The sequence below is a fragment of the Streptomyces gelaticus genome, from assembly GCF_014649535.1.
GTDB lineage: Bacteria > Actinomycetota > Actinomycetes > Streptomycetales > Streptomycetaceae > Streptomyces > Streptomyces gelaticus.
On record NZ_BMTF01000005.1, the window covers coordinates 241,815 to 258,763 of the forward strand.

General features: G+C 70.1%; 16 protein-coding genes and 1 pseudogene. 4 read left to right on the top strand and 13 right to left on the bottom strand.

Features of this window, described 5'->3' with window-relative positions:
• Nucleotides 1-61 precede the first annotated feature (61 nt).
• Nucleotides 62-2,260, bottom strand: coding sequence for an MMPL family transporter (locus IE107_RS09990; RefSeq protein WP_189543297.1), 2,199 nt, complete (start codon nt 2,258-2,260; stop codon nt 62-64).
• 531 nt (nt 2,261-2,791) lie between these two features.
• On the opposite strand from IE107_RS09990, the gene IE107_RS09995 reads away from it, so the two are divergent.
• Complete coding sequence (locus IE107_RS09995; protein ID WP_189543299.1) at nt 2,792-3,778, top strand: hypothetical protein; 987 nt, start codon at nt 2,792-2,794, stop codon at nt 3,776-3,778.
• On the opposite strand, the gene IE107_RS10000 is transcribed toward IE107_RS09995, so the two are convergent.
• Together IE107_RS10000 and IE107_RS10005 are read right to left on the bottom strand one after the other, a co-directional pair.
• A complete protein-coding gene (locus IE107_RS10000; protein WP_189543301.1) occupies nt 3,741-3,935 on the bottom strand; it encodes a hypothetical protein in 195 nt (64 codons plus the stop codon). The genes IE107_RS09995 and IE107_RS10000 overlap by 38 nt on opposite strands.
• 17 nt (nt 3,936-3,952) lie before the next feature.
• Nucleotides 3,953-5,113: a serine hydrolase domain-containing protein gene (locus tag IE107_RS10005; protein WP_189543303.1), complete on the bottom strand. Its 1,161-nt coding sequence runs from the start codon at nt 5,111-5,113 to the stop codon at nt 3,953-3,955.
• A 190-nt stretch (nt 5,114-5,303) separates the two neighbouring features.
• Here IE107_RS10005 and IE107_RS10010 point away from each other — a divergent pair, with 190 nt between their 5' ends.
• Nucleotides 5,304-5,927, top strand: a complete 624-nt coding sequence (locus IE107_RS10010; RefSeq protein ID WP_189543306.1) for a TetR/AcrR family transcriptional regulator — start codon at nt 5,304-5,306, stop codon at nt 5,925-5,927.
• Nucleotides 5,928-6,053: 126 nt separating this feature from the next.
• Here the strand turns inward: IE107_RS10010 and IE107_RS10015 are convergent, their stop codons facing one another.
• The 10 genes and pseudogenes from IE107_RS10015 to IE107_RS10060 form a co-directional block, all read right to left on the bottom strand.
• Nucleotides 6,054-6,551 (bottom strand): CAP domain-containing protein, encoded by a 498-nt coding sequence (locus tag IE107_RS10015; RefSeq protein WP_308434216.1) that lies wholly within the window; start codon nt 6,549-6,551, stop codon nt 6,054-6,056.
• A 201-nt stretch (nt 6,552-6,752) separates the two neighbouring features.
• Nucleotides 6,753-7,130 (bottom strand): annotated as a pseudogene (locus IE107_RS10020) (CU044_5270 family protein); the annotation flags it as partial.
• Between the two features lie 134 nt (nt 7,131-7,264).
• Entirely contained in the window at nt 7,265-8,044 is a 780-nt protein-coding gene (locus IE107_RS10025; RefSeq protein ID WP_189543310.1) for an enoyl-CoA hydratase/isomerase family protein, read from the bottom strand.
• On the bottom strand, nt 8,041-9,171 hold the full coding sequence (locus tag IE107_RS10030; RefSeq protein WP_189543455.1) for a cytochrome P450: 1,131 nt from the start codon (nt 9,169-9,171) through the stop codon (nt 8,041-8,043). The genes IE107_RS10025 and IE107_RS10030 overlap by 4 nt, the downstream gene beginning before the upstream one ends.
• Before the next feature lie 347 nt (nt 9,172-9,518).
• Entirely contained in the window at nt 9,519-10,910 is a 1,392-nt protein-coding gene (locus tag IE107_RS10035; protein WP_189543312.1) for a cytochrome P450 family protein, read from the bottom strand.
• A gap of 115 nt (nt 10,911-11,025) precedes the next feature.
• Nucleotides 11,026-11,616, bottom strand: a complete 591-nt coding sequence (locus IE107_RS10040; RefSeq protein WP_072487819.1) for a GTP-binding protein — start codon at nt 11,614-11,616, stop codon at nt 11,026-11,028.
• Nucleotides 11,591-11,965 carry a DUF742 domain-containing protein gene (locus tag IE107_RS10045; RefSeq protein WP_189543314.1) on the bottom strand — a complete coding sequence of 125 codons (375 nt, stop codon included), beginning with the start codon at nt 11,963-11,965 and terminating at the stop codon, nt 11,591-11,593. Before IE107_RS10045 ends, IE107_RS10040 begins: the two co-directional genes overlap by 26 nt.
• The gene (locus tag IE107_RS10050; RefSeq protein ID WP_189543316.1) at nt 11,962-12,366 is read right to left on the bottom strand and encodes a roadblock/LC7 domain-containing protein; all 405 of its coding nucleotides are present in this window, start codon (nt 12,364-12,366) and stop codon (nt 11,962-11,964) included. Before IE107_RS10050 ends, IE107_RS10045 begins: the two co-directional genes overlap by 4 nt.
• Nucleotides 12,363-13,592, bottom strand: a complete 1,230-nt coding sequence (locus IE107_RS10055) for an ATP-binding protein (RefSeq protein ID WP_189543317.1) — start codon at nt 13,590-13,592, stop codon at nt 12,363-12,365. The genes IE107_RS10050 and IE107_RS10055 overlap by 4 nt, the downstream gene beginning before the upstream one ends.
• Nucleotides 13,593-14,057: 465 nt before the next feature.
• Complete coding sequence (locus tag IE107_RS10060; protein WP_189543319.1) at nt 14,058-14,669, bottom strand: TetR/AcrR family transcriptional regulator; 612 nt, start codon at nt 14,667-14,669, stop codon at nt 14,058-14,060.
• 126 nt (nt 14,670-14,795) lie between these two features.
• Between IE107_RS10060 and IE107_RS10065 the strand changes: the two genes are divergently transcribed.
• Both IE107_RS10065 and IE107_RS10070 read left to right on the top strand, forming a co-directional pair.
• On the top strand, nt 14,796-15,746 hold the full coding sequence (locus IE107_RS10065) for an alpha/beta fold hydrolase (RefSeq protein ID WP_189543321.1): 951 nt from the start codon (nt 14,796-14,798) through the stop codon (nt 15,744-15,746).
• 230 nt (nt 15,747-15,976) lie between these two features.
• Nucleotides 15,977-16,939, top strand: coding sequence for a polyphosphate kinase 2 family protein (locus tag IE107_RS10070; RefSeq protein ID WP_189543323.1), 963 nt, complete (start codon nt 15,977-15,979; stop codon nt 16,937-16,939).
• The last annotated feature ends 10 nt before the right edge of the window (nt 16,940-16,949 follow it).

Below are 16,949 nucleotides of genomic sequence, written 5' to 3' on the forward strand. Positions count from 1 at the left end.
CCCGACCGTCGCGGGCACGACGGGCGGGCCGTCCGGCCGCCTCATGTCACTTCACCGCGGCTCATACGCGCACGGGATCGGGGGCCGGTTCCGTGGGCGTCGCGGGTGCGGCGTGGTTCAGCTTCTCGCCCTCGACGTCCACCTGGGGCACGGCCTTCGCCAGCCACCCCGGCAGCCACCACGCCCGGTCGCCCAGCAGGGCGAGCACGGCCGGGACGATCGTCATCCGGACCACGAAGGCGTCGAAGAAGACGGCCGAGGCGAGGCCGACACCCATCATCTTGATCATCGAATCGCTCATCCCGATGAACCCGGCGAACACCGCGATCATGATGACGGCAGCGGCGCCGACGACCCGCGCGCTGTGCCGGAACCCGGTGACGATCGCCTCGCCGGGCCGCTCCCCGTGGACGTACGCCTCCCGCATCCGGGTCACCAGGAAGACCTCGTAGTCCATGGCCAGACCGAAGACCACACCGATCAGGAAGATCGGCATCACGCTCATCACCGGCCCGGTCTGCTCGACGCCGAGGGCGTCGGCGAGCCAGCCCCACTGGAAGACCGCGACGACCGTGCCGAAGGCCGCCGCCACCGACAGCAGGAAGCCGAGCGCCGCCTTGAGCGGGACCAGCAGCGAGCGGAAGACGACCATCAGGAGCAGGAAAGCCAGGCCGACGACGAGCGCGAGGTAGGGCAGCAGGGCGTCGGTGACCTTCTGCGACACGTCGATGTTCACCGCGGTCGTGCCGGTGACGAGCATCTTCGCGCCGGTGCCGGACTCCAGGTCACGGGCCTCGTCGCGGATGGTGCGGACGAGGTCCGTGGTGTCCGCGGAGCTGGGCCCGGTGGCGGGTACGGCGGTGAGCACCGCGGTGTCACCGGTCTCGTTGAAGGCAGGGGGTGTCACGGCCACGACGCCGTCGGTGGCGGAGAGCTCCTTCGCGGCCCCTGCCGCGGCGGCCTTCGGGTCCTTGGCGTGCTTCGCGTCGACGACGACGGTGAGCGGCCCGTTGAAGCCGGGACCGAAGCCGTCGGCCAGGGCGTCGTAGGCGCGGCGCTGGGTGGTCGAGGTGGGCTTCGACTCGTCGCCCGGCATGCCGAGCTGGAGGTCGAGCGCGGGCGCGGAGATCAGCCCGAGGCCGAGCACGGAGAGCACGAGGACCGCGAGCGGCCGGCGGATCACGAAGCGGGCCCAGCGGATGCCCGTGCCGGGCCGCCCGTCCCCGGCGCGCTGCCGGCCCCGCGCCTTGCGCCGGGTGCGCGGCAGGACGGCGTTCCGGAAGAAGCCGAGCAGCGCGGGCAGCAGGGTGATCGCGACCAGGACGGCGATCACGACGGTGCTCGCCGCGGCGAGGCCCATCTCGGTGAGGACGGGGATGCCGACCACGGACAGGCCCGCCAGCGCGATGACCACGGTGAGACCGGCGAAGACCACGGCGGAGCCCGCCGTGCCCACGGCCCGTGCCACGGCCTCCTCGGCGTCGTGGCCGTCGGCGCGTTCGGTCCGGTAGCGCGAGACGATGAACAGCGCGTAGTCGATGCCGACCGCGAGCCCCAGCATCAGGGCGAGCGTGGTCGTCGTCGTGGACATCCCGATGGCGATGATCGAGGCCACGCCCACGCCGATGCCGACGATCGCGGTGAGCAGCGGGAGGCCCGCCGCGGCGAGCGACCCGAAGGTGATGAGCAGGACGACCGCGGCGGCGGCGACGCCGACGAGTTCCGTCGTACCGCCCGGCTCGCCCCCCGGCACCAGGGCGGAACCGCCCAGCTCCACGGTCAGCCCGGCGTCCCGCCCGGCCTGCGCGGCGTCCTGGAGCGCCTCGGTGGTGGCGTCGGTGAGATCGACGCTCTGTACGTCGTACGAGACGGTGGAGTACGCGGTCGTGCCGTCCTTGCTCACCGCCCCGGCCATCTTGAACGGGTCGAGTGCGCCCTTGACCTGGTCGCCGCCCGCCACGTCCGCGACGATCTTCTCGATGGCCGCCTTGTTCGGGCCCGCCGTGACCTTCTGGCCCTCGGGCGCGACGAAGACGATACGGGCGTCGGCGGCGTTGGAGTTGCCGCCGGGGAAGCGCTGGTCCAGCAGGTCGAACGCCTTCTGCGACTCCGTCCCCGGCATCGAGAACCCGTCCTCGGCGGCGGCCGGAGCCTTGGCCGCGGCGAAGGCGCAGGCGGCCAGGACCACCGCCCAGAGCAGGGCGACGAGCCGGCGTCTCCGGAAGGAAAAGCGGCCTAGCCGGTAAAGGAAGGTAGCCACGAAGAGGCGCTCCAGTCTCTGGATCGGGCGAGGTCGGCGGCGCGGTGCCGCGGCTCCGGCCGTGCCTGGGCCGTGCCGGGGCACGGCGGGGCCGGAGGAATGCCTCAATCCTTCGTGAACAGGGGCGTCATCGTCGTCGTCCGCCTGCATGCAGTCGTACGTACTGCCGTTGCCGTACGTACGACTGCGCCGAGCCTTCAGCCTTCGGCGGTCCCGGTAGTCGCCGGGTCAGCCCCGGAGCGTAACGAGCGCCTGACGCAGGTCGGCCATGGGGACATCCGTTCGCATGGAAGTCTCACGCCTCGGTCGGTGGGATTGATGCGTTTCAATCGCAATGATCGGACCCCGCTGTGGGCGAGGGGCGGTGGGATCGCGCGAAGTTCCGTTCGCGTGGCGGGAGATGGGGAAGGTGCGCTACGGTGACCACGTCATCACGCTCTGTGTGTGTATTCATGCGCACAGGGCGGCCCCCGGCGGTGCGACAACACCAATCCGAGGGCCTACACCACCAGTGGAATGAGGCCACCGGAAATGCTGCGTCATGCTATCGCGCCGTCCGCGCGCTATACGAAGGCATCGCACGATGTCGTACGCCATCCGCGTCTGAGCAGTGACGCGAAGATCCTGCTCCTCTACGTCCAGGGCCTCCCGGGCGATGCCCTGTGCAAGCCGTTGAGTGAACTGGCCCGCAAAATGGGCATCAAGGGCCGCGCGTACCAGAAGGCGAAGGTCCAGCTCGTCGAGCACGGCTACGTGCATGAGTGGCGGAGCCAGGGCGAGAGAGGCCGCTGGCTGACCGAGCAACTCGTGGCGAACAACCCACTGACGAGCGAGCAGGCAGGATGCTTACGGGGAGCCCCGCCCGCCGTCCCGCCCACGACCCCGCCGCCGAGTACACAGTTTCCGACGGTCGGCGAACCGGCGCCTCGGACGGTCGGTGGCTATAAACCCGCAGAAGACCACAGTGATAAGACAACTCCCCACCCGCCCTCCGAACCTGAGCCCACGGCAGATCCTGCGGCAGATCCCACGCCCGAACCGACCCCGCAGGACACCACGGCAGACCCCGCCCAACTGGCCCGAGCAGAACGGGTCCTGTTGTCTCTGCGCCACGCCCGCCGTGAACTGCACCTGGGTGTACGCGAGGCCCGCGCCCTCGCCGTAGAGGCCGTCAAGTGGCTCGAACGCGGCCTGAGTGAATCCGACCTCCGCCACGCCCTGCTCGCCGAACGCCCGCAGGACGGCGTCCGCTCAGCCGTCGGCTTCCTGCGCTACCGCCTCATCCAGAAACTCCCCGAACCTCCGGTCCGGCACCAGCCCCACGAACGTCCGCCCCTCCCCGAACTCGTCGAATGCGCGGGCCCCGGCGACCCACACGTCTTCCGCCCCCTGTTCGGCGAATCCGAATGCCCCTCCTGCCGCAGCGCCGCCGCCCACCCCGAAGCCGAACCCATCCCCTGGCGCGAACGCATCGCCAGAATCAACGGCACACCGACAGCTCCACCGGCTGGGGCCTGACCACGCCGACGTCGGCTTCGATGTCCCGGACACCGAAGCCGACGCCGGCTTCTTCTGCTTCGAACTGTGGCGGGTTCGCAAGAACGTCGTACTTCCGGTTCTTGAGCAGTTCGGTGACGGTTCCTACCTGTCCCGGATCACTGCCGCCGCTGACCACCCGCGTTCCATCGCGGGTCAGTGGCCCTGCCGGGCGATCGCGCGCAGGAAAGCGATGTTCTCCTCCTCGCCGCTGGTGGCTTCGTCCAGGGACGTCCCGTACAGGCGGCTGGCCGAGAGCTTCACGATGGTGGTCCGGCTGACCGGATCGACGTAGACGAACTGGTTGTAGACGCCGACCGCGCTGAACTCGCCACGGTCTCCCGCCGGGAGCCACCACTGGTAGCCGTAGCCGACCCCATCGGCTTGCTGGCCGCCGACAAGGGGGCGGCCGGGTCGAAGGTGCGGCGCGGTCGCGGTGACCGAGTCGCGCACCCACTGCGCAGGCACGATCTGCCGGCCCTGCCACACACCTCCGTTGCGGTACAGCTCTCCGAGCCTGGCGAAGTCGCGGGCGGTCAGGTTGAGCCCCCCGAAGGCGAGTTCCGTCCCGGCAGGGTCCAGCAGCCAGTAACCCGCCGACGTCATGCCGAGCGGCTCGCACAGCTTCTCGCTCATGTAGTCGGCGACCGAGCGCTTGGTGGCGTTGGCCACCAAGGCGCCGAGTATCTGCGTCTCGCCGGAGTTGTAGCGACAGACGGTGCCGGGCTCGCTCTCGCGCACCATGCGGGCGACGAAGTCGTCGAGCGTGCCGCCGATGCCCGCCGTCGCGGCGGTGAGCTGGTAGATGTCGGAGGCCGGGTCGTTGTAGTCCTCGTTCCACCGGGCGCCGGAGGACATCTGGAGCACGTCCTTGATGGACACACCGTCGTACGCGGATCCGGGCTGCACCGGCACGTAGGAGCTGATGGGCTCGTCGATGCCCGTGATGTGCCCCTCGTCGACCGCTATACCGACGAGCGCGGAGATGAAGCTCTTGGCGACCGACATGGACAGCCACTGCACGTCCGGGCCACCGGTCAGGAAGTAGCTCTCGTGTCTGATGGCCCCGTCGACGAGCACGAGCACTGCCGACGTGTCGGTGCGGGCCAGGAACTCCTCGGTCGGCCGTGAGGTGCCGTCGTAGTCGTAGGTCTCCGGCAGGGGAGTCGTCTCACCGAGTGGCCAGTGGTGAGGGTGCGCGGAGGGGGCCATCTCGCGGGTGTCGAGGAGGTCGTTCATCCGGCAGAAGTGCTCGTGCTGCGGCTTGCCGGTGAAGAGGCCGAGGTCGACCAGGGTCATGCGCTTCTGAACAGTCATTGTCGTCCTTCGAGTGGAACGGGGGATCCGGAAGGAGGAGTGGGCAGGCCGACACCACTGCTGGGGTGGGCTCGTCCCGGGGGCCGGAGAGGTCCGGCCGCGATACCGAGAAAGTAGCAGTACCACTTGGTTAGGGCAACCGAGTGGTACGGTTAAATCTCCATGGACAACAGAGCAGGGGAAGGCAGCGATGAGTTCTTCCCGCGTCGACGGGCGCGCCCTCCGGTTCCAGCACCGGCGGCCGGAGCTGCTGGCTGCGGCGACCGAGTACATCCTTGAACACGGCGTCACCGGCCTGTCCCTGCGTCCCGTGGCGCAGGCGCTCGGTGTCACCCACGCGACACTGCTACGGCACTTCTCCTCGAAGGACGCGCTGCTCCTGGCCGTCGCGGAGAAGGTCCGCACGGATATGGCCGCATGGCTGATGTCGGACGTGGAACTCCGTGAGGCACGCTCGGCGGCCGAACTCCTCAGGGCGGTATGGCGCCGGCTGTGCGAACCGCAGGAGCAGCGCCAATTCCTCCTGCTTTTCGAATTCGTCGGCCATCACGGGGAGAAGTCCGGGGAGGACGAGGAACTCTCCCGGTCGATCGTCCAGGACTGGACCGAGATCATCGCCGACAGGCTTGCTGCGGACGGCTGGCCGCCCGAGGACGCCTCCGCTCTGTCCACCCTTGTCCTCGCGCAGGTGCGGGGCCTGCAGCTCGATCTCCTCGTCTCCGGGGACCGCGCACGAGCGGACCGCGCCATCGACTTCGCCGTACGCCTTCTCGACCACTCCACCCGGGCCGGCAGTGCGGACGATCACGGGTAGACAGTCACTCGCTGACCGACCGCCGCAATGACGATAGCCCCGCCGTGCCTCCGGAGGTGGGAACACGACGGGGCTTTGGTCACGCCGGCTGACGGCGTACCGAGTGGCGTGCGGGGCTGTCGGGATTCAGCCCGAGGACGTCCCGAAGTCCTGCGTCCAGTAGCCGCCGGGCTGGGCAAGGCCCACGCCGATCTCCTTGAACGAGCAGTCGAGGATGTTGCGCTTGTGGCCGGGGCTGCGCATCCAGCCCGCCATGACGCTCTCCGGGGTGGGGTAGCCGCGGGCGACGTTCTCGCCGTGCTCCTTCCAGCCGTAGCCGGCGCCGCCGATCCGGCCGCCCGGGGCCGATCCGTCGGAGCCCGTGTGGGACATGTTCCGGTGGGAGGCCATGTCCGCGCTGTGGGCCTGGGCGGCCTTCGTCAGCTCGGCGTTCAGGGTCAGCGGCGAGCAACCCGCCTTGCCACGCGCGCTGTTGACCAGCTTCAGTACGCGCGCGGCGGCACCGGAGAACGGGGCGGACGCCTTCGACGTGCTCGTGGCGGCGGCCGGCTTCTCGTACGGGGTGTGGGCCGTGGCAGCGGTGGGAATGCCGACGGCCCCCGCTGCGACGACAGCGACGGTCATCCTTCGGCGGGAAGTCTTGCTGCGGTGCTTTCTCATGTCCGTGACCTCGCTCGATCTTCGCTGAGCAGCCTTTTGCGGCCGGCTCCGCGCGGCGCCTGCGCCCGGCTTCGCAGGCGCCGCGCGGTCGTCAATGTCGGAACGGCTCCGGGAGGGGGCGACGTGGGGGAGTACTACCCCGCTCCGGCCGGGATCGCGAAGATCTCACCCGTTCTCACCAGGAATCTGCTTGATGTCGTCGACGACGGCCCGCTTCATGATGGCGCTGGTGGATGTCACCGTGCCGCGCTCGAAGGCCCCGCCCTCCCGCACCTGGACACTGCGCTCGCCCAGGAAGACATGGGTCTTCCGGTCGAAGATCCACTCCATCCGCTCGCCGCTGGTCTCGTCCAGCCGGGCCACCGCCACTCCGTGCCGGCCCGCCGCGTCCTGCACCACCACGACGCCGGGGATCTTCGCGGCGGCCTTGAACAGCGCGGAGCAGAGCCCGGCCGGCGGGTAGCTCTCGCCGAGCAGGTCGCCGGTAAACCGTGCGGGCGCAGCTGTCGTACAGCTCCGCGAACGCGCTCGATTCCCCGGCCCGTACCCGGGTACGCAGGTGTGTGCTCACTCCTACCGGCTGTCCGGCGCCCCGCCCGGAGCTCCCGTGACCCACATCACATTCCGCCCGGCGGAAGGTCGTGTCCCGGCCGGGAGACCGAAGGGTACCGCTGCCGCTACCGCCGCCGGGTCGCCGCCGCGACGGTGGCCATGAGCTCCGCGTCCAGTACCGCGGGATCGGCCAGCCGGGTCGGGGCCGCGTAGGAGTTGAGCAGCGCCTTCGTGACGCGCAGGGCGGCCTCGGGGCGGCGCACGAGGGGCTTGGCCCAGGCGGTGACCGCCGCGTCCAGGTCGCTGACGGGCACGACGCGCTGGAGGACCGACAGCTCGTACGCCTCGGCGGCGTCGAAGGCGCGTCCGGTGAGGATGAGTTCGCGGGCGCGGGCGGCGCCGACCTCGTGGATGAGCCGGGGCAGTACGCCGCCCCAGGCGGTGGGCAGCCCGAGCGCCAGCTCCGGCAGCCGGAAACCGGCGGTGTCGGCGCCCACGCGCAGATCGCAGGCGAGGGCCAGCGCGAGACCGGCGCCGATCGCCTTGCCCTGGATCCGGGCGATGGTGACGGCCTGGTTGGCGGAGATCGCCTCGCAGACCCGGCGTGCCTTGTCACCGGCGATCCGGATGCCCCGCCCGGTGGGGTCCTCGTCGAGCCAGTCGGCGAACTCGTTGCGGTCGCCGCCCAGGCAGAAGTCGTCACCGGCCCCGCTGAGCACCAGCACCCGGACGTCGGGGTCCGGTACGGCCAGGACCGCCAGCAGATCGTCCAGCATCGCCTCGGTGACCGCGTTGCCGGTGCCGGGGGAGTCCAGCTCCACACGGAGGACGGCGCCCTCGCGCTCGGTGCGCACCGTGCTCGGCCGCCGGTGCGGGGCGAGGTACTGCGACAGCGAGAGCTTCATATCGCCACGCTCAGCGAGGTGACCCGCCTGAAGACCAGCCGGGACGCGTAGTCGGCCGGCGCGACGGCGCGCAGGGTGGGGAAGCGTTTCAGCAGCTGCGTCAGGAGCGTACGCGCCTCCAGGCGGGCGAGGGCCGCGCCCAGGCAGTAGTGCACCCCGCCCCCGAAGGTGAGATGCGTTCCGGAGCGCTGTACGTCGAAGGCGTCCGGGTTCTCGTTGCGCCGCGGGTCGTGGTTGGCGGCCCCGTACATGACGTGGACCATGCTGTCCTTGGCGATCGGCACGCCCGCCAGCACGGTGTCGTCGGCGGCGATCCGGGTGTTGATGTGGATCGGCGGGTCGTAGCGCAGGACCTCGTCGACGGCGGCGTCGATGTATCCGGGGTTCTCGCCGAGCCAGGCCCACCGGCCGGGTTCCTTCAGGAGCAGCTCCACCATGGTCGACAGCAGGGTGGCGGTGGTCTCCAGCGAGGCGATGGTGACGAACATGGTGAGCCGGTAGAGGATCTCGTCCGCCGCCTCGCGGTCGGGTTCCTGGGCGTCCCAGGTGTGGATCCAGCCGGTCAGGACATCGTTGCCGGGGTTGGCCCGGCGCTGTTTCACCAGGTCGGTGAAGTAGCTGCGCAGATGGACGGTCGCCTCGGCGGAGACGGCGAGCTGCTTCTTGGTGGGCAGCAGTTCCTGGGCGTGCACCTGGTTGTGGGTGATCTCCAGGATGTGCGGGTAGTCCTCGGGCGGTATCCCCAGCCAGGAGCCGATGGTGCTGATCGGCAGCTGCTCGCTGACCGTGCTGACGAAGTCGGCCTCGCCCCAGCGCAGTTTGTCGGCCAGTTCGTCGAGGAGCCGGGTGACGTGCTCCTCGACCTGCGGGGTCAGCCGCGCGATGGTCGACCGGTCGAAGAGGTTGCCGAGGCTGCGGCGCTGGCAGGTGTGCTCGGGGGCGTTGAGCCGGGAGAGGGTCTTGGTCATCTCCTGCGTGGCGACGGCCTCCCAGCGCTCGGTGTCCGCCTGGCGTTCCTGCCAGGCGAAGTCGGGCGCCAGCCAGTTGCGTCCGCGCAGCACCTCGCTGCACGCGTCGAAGCCCGTGACGAAGTACGCGTCCCAGGGAGCGCGCACGACGTCGCCCATGGCCCTCAGATCGGCCAGCAAAGGGTAGGGATCAGCCTGCCCTTCGGGCGATTTGAGGCGTTTCAGGAGGGAGATGAGGGCACGGCGGTCGACGGGGGGCCTGTCTGTGCCACATATTGCGCTCACGCAGAGTTCCTTGACCTGGGCTCATGGTTACCGGCAGAACCTACCCTCATGCATATGCCACCCATGCGTGGATCCATGTTGCCCGTATCACAGAGAAACCCTGCTCCGGCCCCTTGTCATCTGTCGCCTGCGCCTCAACTCCTCCCTGAGCCACAGCTGTTACGCATGAGAAAGTCCGCCTTATGCGCACAAGCCGTACGTCACGCCCGGGTAGACATACGTCACACCCGGAACACGTCCAGGAAGGAACTCCACCAGCCCTTCGTCTTCTTCTGCGGCTCCGCGTGGTCGTGGTGCGCGGCCGGCGTCTCGTCCGGGACGACGTTCCGGGACGGAACGGGCGCCTGCGCGGCCGATGCGGTGTTCCGGCGCGCCGGGGCGGCGGTGAAGTGCACGGGCAGTGACACCAGGGCCCGGTGGAAGGGCCCCGGGCGCCATTCGACCGCGGAGGGCGCTACCGCGAGCGCGAGGTCGGGCACCGTGTTGAGGATCTTCTCGATCGCGGTGAGGGCGATGAGCTGCGCGGGGGACTTCGCCGGGCAGACGTGCGGGCCGGCGCCCCAGGCCAGATGGGCGCCCTTGCTCAGGGTCTGGCGGGCGTCGGTGAGCGCGGGGTCGCTGTTGGCGGCGGCGAAACTGATCAGCACCGGGGTGTCCGCCTTCAGCGTCACTCCGCCCAGGTCGATGTCCTGGACCGGGTAGTGCGTCGCGTAGTTGGCGATCGGCGGGTTGTTCCACAGCACGTCGTCGAGCGCGTCCTCGACCAGCATTCCGGTGCCCCGCCGCTGCGTGACCCCGGTGTCGCTGGACAGCATGAGCAGCAACGCGTTGGCGATCAGATTGCGCTCCGGCTCGACGCCCGCGCCCATCAGCATGACGAGCTGGTCCTTGAGCTCCTCGTCCCGCAGCCCGGCCGGGTGCTGGATGAGCCAGGAGGTGATGTCCTCGCCGGGCTGCCGCCGCTTGAGCGCGACGAGCTCCATCAGGCACTCGGTCAGCTCGGCGTTGGCCCGGAGCACGTCCTGGCCGTCGAAGATCGCGGACATGCTGCGGGTCAGCCGGTCGCCGATGTCGCCGGGGCAGCCGAAGAGCTGGTTGAACAGCAGGAGCGGCAGCAGCTTGGCGTAGTCGCCGAGCAGGTCCGCGCTGCCGCGCTCGATGAACTGGTCGATGAGGTAGTCGGCTATCCGCTCCACGTCCCGGCTGAGCCGGGTGGTGTTGAGCCGGCCGAGGCTCTCGGTGACCGCCTTGCGCAGCCGCAGATGCTCGGTGCCGTCCGTGAACAGGCAGTTGGGCCGGTATGCCATCATCGGCAGCACCGGGCTGTCCAGCGGTACGCGGCCCTCCCGCAGTGCGGCCCAGCGCCTCGAGTCACGGGCGAAGAAGGACGGATTCTGCAGCACCCGGAGCGCGGCCTCGTGCTGCACGACCAGGGTGGCCTCCACACCGGGGGCCAGCTCGATCGGAGCGGCGAGTCCGTGCGCCCGGAATGCGTCGTACACGCGCTGCGGATCGGACGCGAACTCAGGCCCGTAGAGCGACGTCTGGCGCTCACCGCGCATCGGGCACCCGGTGGGGGCGCTGTACGGGGTGGATCCCGGCGACGAGTCCATGTGTGATTCCTCGATGTGATCGCGGGCCCCGAAGGGCCCGGACGGTGGACGGAGAGCGGGCCCGGGAGGCATGGCCCGGACCGGCACGTTCGAACGGCGGTCGGGCGACAGCTTCTCAGGCCACGTGTGCCAGAAGATGCTGGACCAGAGTGATCAGGGCCTGCGCGGACGACTTCTCGTCCCGGGCGTCGCAGTACACGACCGGGGTGTCCGGCAGCAGATCGAGAGCCTCGCGCAACTCCTCCTCGGCATGCCGGGAGTACGGATCGAAGCTGTTGACCGCGACCGCGTACTCCAGCCCGTACGTCTCGACCAGGTCGATCACCGGGAAGGTGTCGGCAAGACGGGCCGGGTCGACGAGGAGCAGCGCGCCGAGCGAGCCGCGCGCCATGTCCTCCCACAGCTCGACGAAGCGCTGCTGGCCCGGCGTACCGAACAGGTACAGCACCAGCTCGTCGCTGAGCGTCAGACGGCCGAAGTCCAGCGCGACCGTCGTGGTCACCTTGTCGGGTGCCCCGCGCAGGTCGTCGATGTGGGCCCCGGCCTGGGTCATCCGCTCCTCGGTCCGCAGCGGAGTGATCTCGGAGAGGGTGCCGATGAGCGTCGTCTTGCCCACGGCGAAGTGCCCGACGACGAGAATCTTCGCCGCACGCCGCACCGCGTCCGGCACATAGATGCTGTCAGCCGAACCGGACGTGGAGTCCATGCAACACCTCTTCGAGGATCTTCCTGTCAACGAGCTGAGCCGCCGGTGGCGCCGTGCGGCGCATCAGATGGCCCTGTTCCGCCAGATCGTTCAGCAGCAGCCGCGCGACGCCGACCGGCTGGCCGAGGTGGCCCGCCACCTCGGCCACCGACAGGTAGCCGCCGGAGCACAGCTCCCAGATGGCCCGGACCTCCGGGCTCGGGTTCGGGGGCGGCTGCCGGTCGGGTGCGATGGTGACCAGGGTGACGAGGGAGAGGCCCTCCGCATCCGGCAGGCCGCGCCCTCCGGTGATCACGTAGGACCGGACGAACCCGCTGTTGACCGCCTGTTCCTCGCCCGGCGTCGTCATATGTCGATTCCCACGTCCTGGCGGGGAGGTGTGGTCATCGCCTTCCCCAGCGCGGTGACCTGTTGCTGCATGCGGAACGACATGGCCTCCATGTCCACGTCGGCCGCGGCGGCGGCCGCCAGGTAGGCGCCGGTGCCTGCCGCGATCAGGAAGATCCAGCCGTGGTCGTACTCCAGCAGCGTCTGACGCCAGCGGCCCGGGGCCTGGGCCCCGATGAAGGGTGCGACGGCCCGGCTCAGCGACTGCATGGAACTCATCGCGGCCGCCACGGTCTCCGCGTCGTCCCGGCCGATCTCGCTGGAGTTGGCCAGCAGCAGACCGTCGGCGGAGACGAGGATCGCGTGCCGTGCGCCGGGTACCTGGAGCACATCGTTGAGCACCCAGGACAGATCGGGGTTCACTGGAACTCGGGTCCTTCCATCGTCGTCATGTCACGCCCGGACCGGGTTCCGCGCTGGAACGCGCCCAGACGGGAAGCGGTCTCCTCGTTGCTGCGCACCGGCCCTGGCTCGGCCGGCGGCACCACCGACACCGGGCTCTTGCGACGACGCTTGGGCAGGCCACCGGCGGTGGTGGCGGGCCCGGTGGGCACTGGAGCGGCGACCGGCTGCGCGGTCGGCGGGAACAGCGGGGTCGGAGACGGCGCGGGCGCCTGACGCCGGGGGAGCGCCGCGATGTCCGCGCCCTGGCGCTCGGCGGCGACCGGGAGCTGCGGCCCGGGCACATCGCTGGTCAGCAACTCGTCGGGCAGCAGAACCACGGCGCGTACACCTCCATAGGGGGATACGGAATCCACCGAGACCCTGAACCCGTAGCGGGCGGCCAGCACCCCGGAGACGGCGAACCCGAACTGCGGAGGAATGCCCAGACTGGAGACGCTGATCGCGGCCTGCGGCGCGAGGAGGGCCGCCGCGCGGTCCTTCTCCTCCTGGCCCATGCCGAGACCGGCGTCGTCGACGATGAGGCAGACACCCGTCGGGACGGCCTGGATGTTGATCTCGACCGGGGTGCCGGGGGCGGAGTAGTTGGTGGCGTTGGCCAGCAGCTCGGCGAGGACGACGGCCACGGGCTCCACGGCCTTGCTGACGACCGAGAAGTTCACCTGCCCGTTGATCCGCACCCGGTCGAACTGCCGGATACGGCCCTGGGCGCTGCGGGCCACGTCGAAGACGGAGGCGACGGTCTCCCGGCGGCCGAGCCAGCCGCCGCAGAGCACCGCGATGCCCTGGGCCCGGCGTCCGAACTGGCTGTTGGCGTGGTCCATGGCCATCAGATCGGCCAGGATGCCGGGGTCGTCGCCGTACTTCTGCTGGGCGTTCCCGATGACCACCTGCTGCTCGTCCGCAAGCCCCTGGAGGGTGCGCACGGCGGCCTTGAGGACCGCCTTGGTCTCCTCCTCGGCGTCCTTGCGGACCTCGGCCAGCTCGGCGGAGTGCTGATGCGTCAGGCCGGTGTAGGCGACGTGGAGTTCGTCCCGCTGCCGCTGCAAGCCGTCTCGTTGCTGGTGGAGTTCGGAGTTCTGTCTGCGCAGTCCGATGTTGGTCTTGCGAGCCCGCAGAACGGCACCCACGGCGACCAGCGCGACGACAACCAGTGCCCACAGGAGAGGGCCCTGTGCAAATGTCATGAGACTCACTTCAAGTGCCATGGCTATGGATACGGCTTGACGCTCCCTCATGTGCCGCGCACCGGGCCGGTCGAGCCACGGCTTGCACCACCCAGGGAAGGCCCCTCCGGATGTGGGGCCGCGGAATTCATCCCTCCCGGAATGCCCCCATATGCCATCAGCCCACTGGAAGTAAGATGATCTTAACATCGGCCCTCCAGGCAATTGTCAAGACCGACATGCCAGTTGCACTCTTGCGCGGAATGTTCACATCCGGGCCACTTGGCTACAGGGCCGGTTCACCGCTGTCGCGCTCCGTGGCCGCCCCGACCCCGGGGGCGGCGGTGATCTCCTCGGCGACGCAGGCAGGAAGCTGACAGTGCCCACTGACAACGGGGACGAGGAGCGGGCGGAGGCGGACTTCCGTACACCGTGAAGACGCTGCGGCGGGACGGCGGGCCGTCCGGCCCCGCCGGGCCCCGGCGCTCACGGAGTCGGGGACGTGAAGACGCGGTCCAGGTGGTGGCGCAGCACCTCGGCGGCCGATTCCGGGCGGCGCTGGCCCACCAGGATGCTGGTGCCCATGCCGGCCGCCATGGCCAGCAGGCCGATCGCCTCGGTGCGCGCGTCCACGCCGGGATCGGCCAGGCCCGCCTCCTGGGCCCGGCGCAGCAGGCCGGTCAGGGCGTCCTCGGCGGCGTCGGGGCTGTCGATGAAGGGCTGGGCGGCCAGCGCCTCGTCGGTCACGGACAGGATCGCGTACGAGGTGTAGAGGAGGTGGAAGATCCGGCTCTCCTCGTCGGCCGGGAGGGAGGTCAGGAGCAGGGCCTCGGCGGTCGCGCGCGGGCCGGGGTCCCGGTCCTCGGCCCGGAGGCGGGCGCCCACCCGGGCGGTGAACCGGTCGGTCAGATGCCGGAGCCCGTAGAGCAGCAGCTTCTCCTTGGTCCCGAAGTAGTACTGCACGAGCCGCAGGGACACGCCGGCCTCGGCCGCCACGTCCCGCATGCCGACCGCGTGCAGCCCGCGCCGTCCGGCGACCCGGACGAGCGCCTCGGCGATCTGGCTGCGCCGTTCCTCGTGATCCACGCGTTTCGGCATGCTCGTGTCTCCACCCGTCGGTCGCGCCTGCGCGGTCCGGCTGCCCGGACCTCTTCATGGTACCGCTGTATCAGCATGGTGGTACGGTCGTATTACGAAGGATGAGTCCTCACCGGAGGTGCCGCCGTGCCCGAGAACACCACCCGCGCCCGCCGCGACATCGGTCGCTATGTCAGCGACGCCCTGCGCGACCGGTACTTCGCCGCCTGCGAGGCCGTCTACGCGCTGGGCGCGCCGGCCCGCTCCGAGACGGATGTCGAGACCTCGTTCGGCACCACGCACGTCTACCGGTACGGCTCAGCCGACCCGGCCGCCGAGGAGCGCACCCCTGTCGTCCTGATCCACGGTTCGGGCGGCTGCTCCGCGCAGTGGTACCCCAACACCCCGGCGCTCAGCGCCGAGCGCCCCGTCTACGCCCTCGACACCCCCGGAGACCCCGGCCGCAGCGTGCACCGGGAGCCCATGTGGCAGCCGGAGCGCGCCGCCCAGTGGATGGACGAGGCCCTCGACGCGCTCGGCCTGGACCGGGTCCACCTCGTCGGCTCCTCCTACGGGGGCTGGCTCGTCATCAACCAGGCGCATCTGCGGCCCGGCAGGCTCGCCTCGGTCACCGCCCTCGACCCGGGTGGCCTGGAGAAGGTGGGCCTGCGCTTCTTCGTCTGGATCTTCGCCAGCCTCTTCGCCACCTTCGCACCCAAGGCGCTGCGCCCGCGCCTGGCGGCCTGGCTGGAGCAACCGGTGCTCGTCGTACCGGAGTTGCGGACGATGGTCCGGACGGGCGTACGGGCCTTCCGGATCCGGCGCCCCGCGCCTCTGCCGCTGTCCGACGCACAACTCGGCTCCATCCGGACGCCGTTCCATCTCATCATGGGCAAGCGCAGTCTGCTGGTGCACCCGCAACGGCAGCTGGAGCGGGTGCCGCGCCTGATTCCCGGGGCCCGCGCCGAGATCATCGCCGCGACCGGCCACGGACCGCAGATCGACCACCCCGACCTCGTCAACGCCCGGATGCTGGCCTTCATGGAGGACGCCGACTCCCTCGCCCCGTCCTCGGATCCGGGCGCCGCCGGCGCGTGACACCGCAGGAGCCGGCGGCGTGGCCGGATGCGGGTCCGCCCGCCGTGGGGTGTGCCGGGACCGGCTCAGCCGAACGGCCCGCTGTGTTTTGACGCGCAACCTCCCATGGCGAAACGTGGTGAATGGTCTCCTTCCTGGGCGAAAAGGCCTCCTCGTGGTCGCGATCGTGGTCGTCCGGGCGAGTGGTGTCATGCGGCGCACGCCGTGTCCGTGAGAAGGGGTGATCGGCCATGCCGGACGACAGGGCCGACCGCATCGCCGGATTCATCAAGCCGCTGCGGGTGAAGCCGGGGTCGAAGGTGGACCTGGGCAAGGACTTCGACCCTCGTTACAAGGCCGTGGTGACGAAGCAGGAAAGCGCCGAGCTGCTGCGTACCGGCGTGTCGCTCCTGGCCGAGTACCAGGAGCGGCTGGCCGCGCAGAACACATACGGCGTGCTGCTCTGCCTGCAGGCGCTCGACGCGGGCGGCAAGGACGGGACGATCCGGCACGTCATGAGCGGGGTGAATCCGCAGGGCGTACGGGTCAGCAGCTTCAAGGTGCCCTCCGACGAGGAGCTCGACCACGACTACCTGTGGCGCTACGCCCGCGAACTGCCCACGCGCGGAGGCATCGCGATCTTCAACCGGTCGCACTACGAGGAGGTCCTCGTCGTGTGGGTCCACCGCCAGGTTCTCGACCGGCAGCACCTCCCCGCCGGCCCCCGGGGCGAAAAGCTGTGGGAGCGCCGCTACCGGGAGATCAACAACTGGGAGCGCTACCTCACGGACAACGGGTTCAAGGTGGTGAAGGTCTTCCTGAACCTCTCCAAGGAGGAGCAGCGGACCCGCTTCATGAAGCGGATCGATCTGCCGGAGAAGAACTGGAAGTTCTCCGCCGCCGACGTACGGGAGCGCCGCTACTGGGACGACTACCAGCAGGCGTTCTCCGAGATGCTGTCGGCCACGAGCACGGACTGGGCGCCGTGGTACGTCGTGCCCGCCGACCGGAAGTGGTTCGCCCGGATCTGCACGGCGGCGGTGCTCGTCCACACACTCATGGAGATCGACCCCCAGTACCCCACGGTCGGCAAGCAGGCCCGGGAGGATCTGCTCGCCGCCGGCCGGGAACTGGCGGCGGAGGCTCCCAATGGGGCGGCGGCCGACCCGTACGCGGCCAGGCATCGCAGGGCAGGGCAGGCGAAGCGCACCTGATCGGAGGCAG

Excerpts from the sequence above, each read along its gene's own strand:
- IE107_RS09995 (WP_189543299.1), top strand. The coding sequence starts at position 2,792 with ATGCTGCGTCATGCTATCGCGCCGTCCGCGCGCTATACGAAGGCATCG.
- IE107_RS10005 (WP_189543303.1), bottom strand. The coding sequence starts at position 5,113 with ATGACTGTTCAGAAGCGCATGACCCTGGTCGACCTCGGCCTCTTCACC.
- IE107_RS10010 (WP_189543306.1), top strand. The coding sequence starts at position 5,304 with ATGAGTTCTTCCCGCGTCGACGGGCGCGCCCTCCGGTTCCAGCACCGG.
- IE107_RS10015 (WP_308434216.1), bottom strand. The coding sequence starts at position 6,551 with ATGACCGTCGCTGTCGTCGCAGCGGGGGCCGTCGGCATTCCCACCGCT.
- IE107_RS10025 (WP_189543310.1), bottom strand. The coding sequence starts at position 8,044 with ATGAAGCTCTCGCTGTCGCAGTACCTCGCCCCGCACCGGCGGCCGAGC.
- IE107_RS10030 (WP_189543455.1), bottom strand. The coding sequence starts at position 9,171 with ATGGGCGACGTCGTGCGCGCTCCCTGGGACGCGTACTTCGTCACGGGC.
- IE107_RS10035 (WP_189543312.1), bottom strand. The coding sequence starts at position 10,910 with ATGGACTCGTCGCCGGGATCCACCCCGTACAGCGCCCCCACCGGGTGC.
- IE107_RS10040 (WP_072487819.1), bottom strand. The coding sequence starts at position 11,616 with ATGGACTCCACGTCCGGTTCGGCTGACAGCATCTATGTGCCGGACGCG.
- IE107_RS10045 (WP_189543314.1), bottom strand. The coding sequence starts at position 11,965 with ATGACGACGCCGGGCGAGGAACAGGCGGTCAACAGCGGGTTCGTCCGG.
- IE107_RS10055 (WP_189543317.1), bottom strand. The coding sequence starts at position 13,592 with ATGACATTTGCACAGGGCCCTCTCCTGTGGGCACTGGTTGTCGTCGCG.
- IE107_RS10060 (WP_189543319.1), bottom strand. The coding sequence starts at position 14,669 with ATGCCGAAACGCGTGGATCACGAGGAACGGCGCAGCCAGATCGCCGAG.
- IE107_RS10070 (WP_189543323.1), top strand. The coding sequence starts at position 15,977 with ATGCCGGACGACAGGGCCGACCGCATCGCCGGATTCATCAAGCCGCTG.